The 5,753-nt window shown below is 69.8% G+C and carries 9 protein-coding genes and 1 pseudogene; 9 read left to right on the plus strand and 1 reads right to left on the minus strand.

The features are described 5' to 3' along the window. From VIB55_RS21760 to VIB55_RS21800, 9 genes are all read left to right on the plus strand, one after another. Positions 1-421: PLP-dependent transferase (locus VIB55_RS21760; RefSeq protein WP_331878776.1), on the plus strand; the 421-nt coding region annotated here is incomplete at its 5' end. Then, positions 418-1,413 (plus strand): threonine dehydratase, encoded by a 996-nt coding sequence (locus VIB55_RS21765; protein ID WP_331878777.1) that lies wholly within the window; start codon positions 418-420, stop codon positions 1,411-1,413. The genes VIB55_RS21760 and VIB55_RS21765, both read left to right, overlap by 4 nt. Then, positions 1,410-1,913, plus strand: coding sequence for a GNAT family N-acetyltransferase (locus tag VIB55_RS21770; protein WP_331878778.1), 504 nt, complete (start codon positions 1,410-1,412; stop codon positions 1,911-1,913). Before VIB55_RS21765 ends, VIB55_RS21770 begins: the two co-directional genes overlap by 4 nt. A 92-nt stretch (positions 1,914-2,005) precedes the next feature. Beyond that, positions 2,006-2,464 carry a cupin domain-containing protein gene (locus VIB55_RS21775; RefSeq protein ID WP_331878779.1) on the plus strand — a complete coding sequence of 153 codons (459 nt, stop codon included), beginning with the start codon at positions 2,006-2,008 and terminating at the stop codon, positions 2,462-2,464. Positions 2,465-2,495: 31 nt separating this feature from the next. Further along, positions 2,496-3,032, plus strand: coding sequence for an NAD(P)H-dependent oxidoreductase (locus VIB55_RS21780; protein ID WP_331878780.1), 537 nt, complete (start codon positions 2,496-2,498; stop codon positions 3,030-3,032). 72 nt (positions 3,033-3,104) lie between these two features. Further along, complete coding sequence (locus tag VIB55_RS21785) at positions 3,105-3,644, plus strand: DUF6155 family protein (RefSeq protein WP_331878781.1); 540 nt, start codon at positions 3,105-3,107, stop codon at positions 3,642-3,644. A gap of 24 nt (positions 3,645-3,668) precedes the next feature. Next, positions 3,669-4,373, plus strand: a complete 705-nt coding sequence (locus VIB55_RS21790; RefSeq protein ID WP_331878782.1) for a hypothetical protein — start codon at positions 3,669-3,671, stop codon at positions 4,371-4,373. Then, complete coding sequence (locus VIB55_RS21795; protein WP_331878783.1) at positions 4,370-4,885, plus strand: cupin domain-containing protein; 516 nt, start codon at positions 4,370-4,372, stop codon at positions 4,883-4,885. The genes VIB55_RS21790 and VIB55_RS21795 overlap by 4 nt, the downstream gene beginning before the upstream one ends. A gap of 52 nt (positions 4,886-4,937) precedes the next feature. Then, positions 4,938-5,390 carry a DUF1569 domain-containing protein gene (locus VIB55_RS21800; protein WP_331878784.1) on the plus strand — a complete coding sequence of 151 codons (453 nt, stop codon included), beginning with the start codon at positions 4,938-4,940 and terminating at the stop codon, positions 5,388-5,390. Between the two features lie 52 nt (positions 5,391-5,442). On the opposite strand, the pseudogene VIB55_RS21805 reads toward VIB55_RS21800, so the two are convergent. Continuing rightward, a pseudogene (locus VIB55_RS21805) lies at positions 5,443-5,753 on the minus strand (hypothetical protein); the annotation flags it as partial.

Raw genomic sequence — 5,753 nt, forward strand, 5'->3', positions numbered from 1 at the left:
GCTCAGGACGCTCGGCGTGCGGATGGAGCGCCACAACCGCACCGCCTCTGCCGTGGCGCGCTTCCTGGAGGCGCATCCCCGGGTGGAGCGGGTGTACTTCCCGGGGCTGGAGAGCCACCCGCAGCGCGCCGTCTTCGAAAAGCAGATGACGGGGCCGAGCGGCGTGCTGAGCTTCGAGCCGCGGGGCGGCGCCCCCGCCGCCGAGCGGCTGCTCTCGGCGCTGCGGCTTCCCGCGCGCGCCGCCAGCGTCGGCGGCGTAGAATCGCTGGTGGTCCGCCCCGCGGAGATGCTGGCCGCCTCGGTGTCGGCGGAGGAGTTCGCGGAAGCCGGGGTGAGCCCCGCCCTGGTGCGCCTGTCCGTGGGGCTCGAAGACGAAGGAGACCTGATCCATGACCTCGACACCGCGCTGAGCCACGTATGATGCCGACCGAGACCGAGTGGACGCTGCCTGCCCTGGACGCGATCAACGCCGCGGCCGAGCTGGTGCATGCCGTGATGCCGCCCACCCCCCAGTACCGATGGCCGCTGCTGGAGCGCCGGTGCGGCGTGGAGGTGTGGGCGAAGCACGAGAACCACACCCCGGTCGGCGCCTTCAAGGTCCGGGGGGGCCTCGTCTACATCGACCACCTGCGCGGCGACCGGGTCGCGGTGCCGGGGGTCGTGAGCGCCACGCGAGGAAACCATGGCCAGTCGATCGGCTTCGCCGCGCGGCGGTTCGGCATCCCGGCGGCCATCGTGGTACCCGAGGGGAACGCGCGCGAGAAGAATGCGGCAATGGAGGCGCTCGGCGTGGAGCTCATCGTGAGAGGGCGTGATTTCCAGGAGGCCTCGGAGGCGGCCGCGGAGATCGCGTCCGAGCGCGGCTGGCATCGGATTCCGGCGGTTCATCCCCTCCTGGTACGCGGCGTGGCGACGTATGCGCTCGAGTTCTTCCAGGGGGCGCCGGAGCTCGATGCCGTGTACGTGCCGGTGGGGATGGGGTCGGGGATCTGCGGGATGATCGCGGCGCGGAACGCGCTGGGACTGCGCACGGCGGTCATTGGCGTCGTCGCGGAAGGCGCGCCGGCGCTCGCCCTGTCTCTGGACGCGGGGACCGTGGTCTCGCACGAGGTCACGACGAAGGCCGCCGACGGAATGGCCTGCCGCACGCCCTCCCCCGATGCCCTGGCGATCATCGCGCGGGGCGCCGATCGCGTGGTACGGGTCAGCGACCCGGAGGTCGAATCGGCCATCGCGGCGATCTTCGCCGACACGCACAACGCGGTGGAAGGGGCGGGGGCCGCGGCGTTCGCGGGCTTGCTGAAGGAACGCGATCGATGGATGGGTCGTCGCGTGGGCATCGTGCTTACGGGTGCCAACATCGATTCGACGGAGCTGGGCCGCATCCTCTCGTCGCAGGGGGCTGCGTCGTGAGCGGCGGGATCGTCGTGCGCGAGGGCTCGCTGGCGGACGTCCCGGTGATCGCCCGCCACCGCACCGAGATGTTCCGGGACATGGGCGACCTGCGCCTGGAAGACGAGGAACCGATGCGGGTGAGGGTGGAAGGGTTCCTCCGCGACGCCTTCGCGGCGGGAACGTATCGCGCCTGGCTGGCCGCGCCGGCGTCGCGGCCATCGGAGACGATCGCGGGGGCCGGGGTGTTCATCCGGCCGATGATGCCCCGTCCGCGCGGGGACGGCGGCGGCGTCACCACCGGCGACGAAGCGCTGGTCATGAACGTCTTCACGGAGCGCGAGCATCGCGGCCGCGGCGCGGCGCGCCTGCTGATGCAGTGCGTGATCGACTGGGCGCGGGGCGCGGGCGTCGACTCCCTCGTGCTGCAGGCATCGGCGGCGGGCCGGCCCCTGTACGAACAGCTGGGATTCGTTCCGACCCGCGAGATGCGCTTCGACCGCCTGCACCGATCCCGCTGAAGCGCGGCGCCGGACCGCGGCATTGTCCAGGTGCATGGGCACCGGTAGCTTGGCATGAACCCACGCAGGCCCCTCGATGCCCCGGGTTTCGCATGCCAGTCCCCCGCTCGCTGCCGCTGTTCCTGGTGCTCGCCGCCTGCGCCCCGTCGGCCCCCGCGGCGGATCCCACCCCCGCCGCACGGCCGCCGGCCACGCCGCGCGTGCTTACCGTCTCCGATGCGCAAGCGCCCGCCGCGGGAACGGTCGCCACGAGCGTGCTGCACGAGAGCCCCACCTCGGTTTCCCGCATCATGCGGCTTGCGCCCGGCGCGCAGATCCCGGAGCATCATCACCCCGCGCACGACGAAACCTTCTTCGTGCACCAGGGAACCGTCACCGCGGTGCTGAACGGACAGGAGCACACCGTCCGGGCCGGCGGCCTGGTGCACATCCCCGCCGGCACCGTCATCGTCGGGCGCAACCCGGGCTCGGAGGAGGCCGTCGTCGTGGTGGTGTTCTCGTCGAACGGAACGGGCGGCCCACTCACCGTGGCGGGGCGGCCGCATCATTGAGGATGTGCGGACGATCTTCGGCGTCCCTCGTATGAACATCGTCGCGGTCATCGGGAGCGCTCGGCGGGATGGGGATTCCACCCGGCTGGCCGAGGCGGTGCTTGCGGGCCGGATCGCGCAGCGGTTCGACCTCGCGTCGCTGCACGTTCGCGATTACGAGTATGGCCGAGCCATCGAGGGAGACGATTTCCTCGCCGTGGCGGAGGCGATTGCGAACGCCGACGGAGTCCTCTTCGTCACGCCGGTCTACTGGTACGCGATGAGCGGCGTGCTGAAGCGCTTCTTCGACCGGCTGACCGACCTGATCACGGTACGGAAGCCGCTGGGGCGCCGCCTCGCGGGGCGCTCCCTGTGGGTGGCCGCCTGCGGAACGGACCCGGTGCTCCCGGAGGGCTTCGAGGTCCCGTTTCGGCAAACGGCGGAATACTTCGACATGGTCTACGGCGGGTCGCTCTACGCCAGCATCCGGACCGGTGAGGTGCTGTCACCGGAGCAGGCGAGGCAGGCGGACGAGTTCGGGGCCCGGATGTTCAGTGCAGCGGTTCCCGGGATCACGCAGCCGGGGTGAGCGCTCGCGACGTTGCCCAGCAGATCCGCGAGACATCTACATGCCAAGCTCCAACTCTTTCCTGCTCATTCCATGTCGTCGATCCAGCGCCGCGAGTTGAAGGCGTTTCTGAACCAGCTCTCCAAGGAACAGATCATCGAGCAGGTCGCCGCGCTCTGCGACGCCGTGCCGCAGGCGGCGGACTTCTACCGGACCAAGCTTCGGGCCGGGGACGACGCTAAGGTCGCCGAGGAATACAAGGAGAAGATTCGGCGCGAGTTCGCCCGCAGGTCCACGGGCGGGTTCAGGTTGAGCAGTACGCGCAAGCTGGTGACCGACTTCGACAAGATCGCGGCCTCCGCCGCAACGCCGGTGGACCTGATGCTCACCTACGTAGAGGAAGGGCTCGATGCCGTCCTCTACGTCGGCGCCCTGGATGCGAGCTTCGCGAACAGCATGGTCAGCATGTATCGGAACGCGGTCCACCGCATCGTCCAGCATGATCTGCAAGCGGAGTACGGCGCCCGGTGCGATGCGCTGCGCGCCAAGGGCGCACCGCTGGGCTGGGCTCTCGGAGATGGCCTCGACGAGATCTACATGGAATACCTGTTTGATGATCCCCTGGAGGCGTAGGATGTTCCTGTATCCAGCGCCGCGATGAGCCCATCCAACCTCGAGATCCTGGCGTACGAAGACAGCCCGCTGGGCCCGCTCTGCCTGCGGCGGCGGGAACTGCTGTCGCGCCCCGGAACGGTGGTCACCGAAGTGACGCTGAACCACGCGTTCCTCATGAGCAGCTACAACACAGCCTCGGAGCGGGCGCTCGCCTCGGTGGCCCTGCAGATGCACCCGGGGACCGATCTGCGGGTGCTCGTCGGCGGGCTGGGGCTGGGGTACACGGCGAACGCGGCCCTCGCGTCCCCGCGCGTGGCCCGGGTGGAGGTGGTGGAGTTCCTTCCGCAGGTGATCGACTGGATGGAGCAGGGCCTGTTTCCGCTCGCCGCCGCGCTCACCGCCGACCCGCGGTTCTCCACGGGGGCCGGCGACGTGTACGCCCGGCTGGCCGCCGAGCCGAGCGATGTATGGGACCTGGTCCTGATCGACGTGGATCACGCCCCGGACGACCAGCTCAGCCGCACCAACGACGTGTTCTACCGCGCGGAGGGGCTGGAGCGGGCGAGCCGGCACCTGGCGCCAGGCGGCATCCTGGGCGTATGGTCGTACGCCGAAAGCTCGCCCTTCGCCGACGCGCTCCGCACGGTCTTCCATGAGGTACGCATCGAGCCCGTGACGTTCTTCAACGAGCTCATCGACGAGGAAGTCACGGACTGGCTCTTCTTCGCGCGGCACGATCTCTCATGAACCCGTCACCTGGCCACCACGCCACGTCGCCCGACCGCGCCGCGCAGCTGATCGCGACGCTCGGGCTGAAGCCGCATCCGGAAGGCGGGCACTACCGCGAGGTGTTCCGCTCGTCAGCGCTCGTCCAGCCGGGCGACGGGCGGGGCGAGCGCTCCGGCCTCACGACGATCTACTTCCTGTTGAGCGCGGGCGAGCAGAGCCGGCTTCACCGCGTTACCTCCGACGAGGCGTGGCACTTTTACGAGGGCGATCCCCTGGACCTGCTCTGGACGGATGCTGACCCCACGGTGCTGCACCGGGCGCGGCTGGGGCCGGTGGGGGACGGGATGGCGCCTGTCGCCGTGGTGCCCGCCGGGCGGTGGCAGGCGGCGCGCTCGAGCGGCGCGTACACGCTGGTGGGGTGCAGCGTGGGGCCGGGCTTCGACTTTGCCGACTTCCAGATGCTCGGCGACCACCCGGAACTCGCCGGGGAGTTCTGCGAGCGTCACCCCGGCTTGCGCCCGTTCGTCTAGCGAGCGGCAATTGGTGTCTGCACCGCATCTTCCCACGAACGACGGTATCCCCATGAAGAACCTGTACGAACCGGCGGCCGCGGCCGAAATCAGGGCACGCCTGCAGGCCCTGCGGCCCGACAGCCAGCGCCAGTGGGGCACGATGACGGTGGCGCAGGCGGTCGCACACTGCGCCAACGCCATGGAGGGGGCGGTGGGCGACAGCCGACCCAAGCGGATGTTCATCGGGCGGATCATCGGCCCGCTCATCAAACGCCTGGCGATCCGCAACGACGATCCCATCCGCCGCAACTCGCCGACCGCCCCCGACCTGGTGATCGCCGACGAGCGGGAGCTGGAGCGCGAACGCGAGCGCCTGTCGCGGTTGATCGACCGGTTCGTGGCCGCGGGCCCGGCGGGCTGCACCACGTACCCGCACGCCTTCTTCGGGCGGATGACGCCACAGGAGTGGGCAGTGCTGTCGTACAAGCACCTGGACCATCACCTGCGGCAGTTCGGGGCGTAGCCGCGGCCGCAAAAGACGAGGGTCCGGATGATCGGCGATGCGAAGTGCTGCGCTACTCCATCAACTCGGTCACGGCTTCCAGGTACGCATCCGGATCCATGCCGTGCGCGGCAGCCAGGCTGAGGAGCGCGCCTTCTCCGGGCACCGATCCATGCTCAACACGCCGGACATGCCGGGCCGTCAGACCCGGGATGTCGGTTTGTTTTAGCAGATGTTTCTGGCGAAGTGTCCGGACGGCCGCACCGAACGCGCGATCGCTCGCGAGCCGCCGGGTAGCGGCCTGCTCGCGGAGCCTGGGATTGGAGGCAAGCAGCACGTCGTCCATTGTCAGGTGGACGTCCGCCCCTGGCCAATGCAGAAACA

The organism is Longimicrobium sp. (assembly GCF_036554565.1).
Classification (GTDB): Bacteria; Gemmatimonadota; Gemmatimonadetes; order Longimicrobiales; family Longimicrobiaceae; genus Longimicrobium.

Excerpts from the sequence above, each read along its gene's own strand:
- VIB55_RS21790 (WP_331878782.1), top strand. The coding sequence starts at position 3,669 with ATGAGCCCATCCAACCTCGAGATCCTGGCGTACGAAGACAGCCCGCTG.
- VIB55_RS21780 (WP_331878780.1), top strand. The coding sequence starts at position 2,496 with ATGAACATCGTCGCGGTCATCGGGAGCGCTCGGCGGGATGGGGATTCC.
- VIB55_RS21795 (WP_331878783.1), top strand. The coding sequence starts at position 4,370 with ATGAACCCGTCACCTGGCCACCACGCCACGTCGCCCGACCGCGCCGCG.
- VIB55_RS21800 (WP_331878784.1), top strand. The coding sequence starts at position 4,938 with ATGAAGAACCTGTACGAACCGGCGGCCGCGGCCGAAATCAGGGCACGC.
- VIB55_RS21765 (WP_331878777.1), top strand. The coding sequence starts at position 418 with ATGATGCCGACCGAGACCGAGTGGACGCTGCCTGCCCTGGACGCGATC.
- VIB55_RS21775 (WP_331878779.1), top strand. The coding sequence starts at position 2,006 with ATGCCAGTCCCCCGCTCGCTGCCGCTGTTCCTGGTGCTCGCCGCCTGC.
- VIB55_RS21785 (WP_331878781.1), top strand. The coding sequence starts at position 3,105 with ATGTCGTCGATCCAGCGCCGCGAGTTGAAGGCGTTTCTGAACCAGCTC.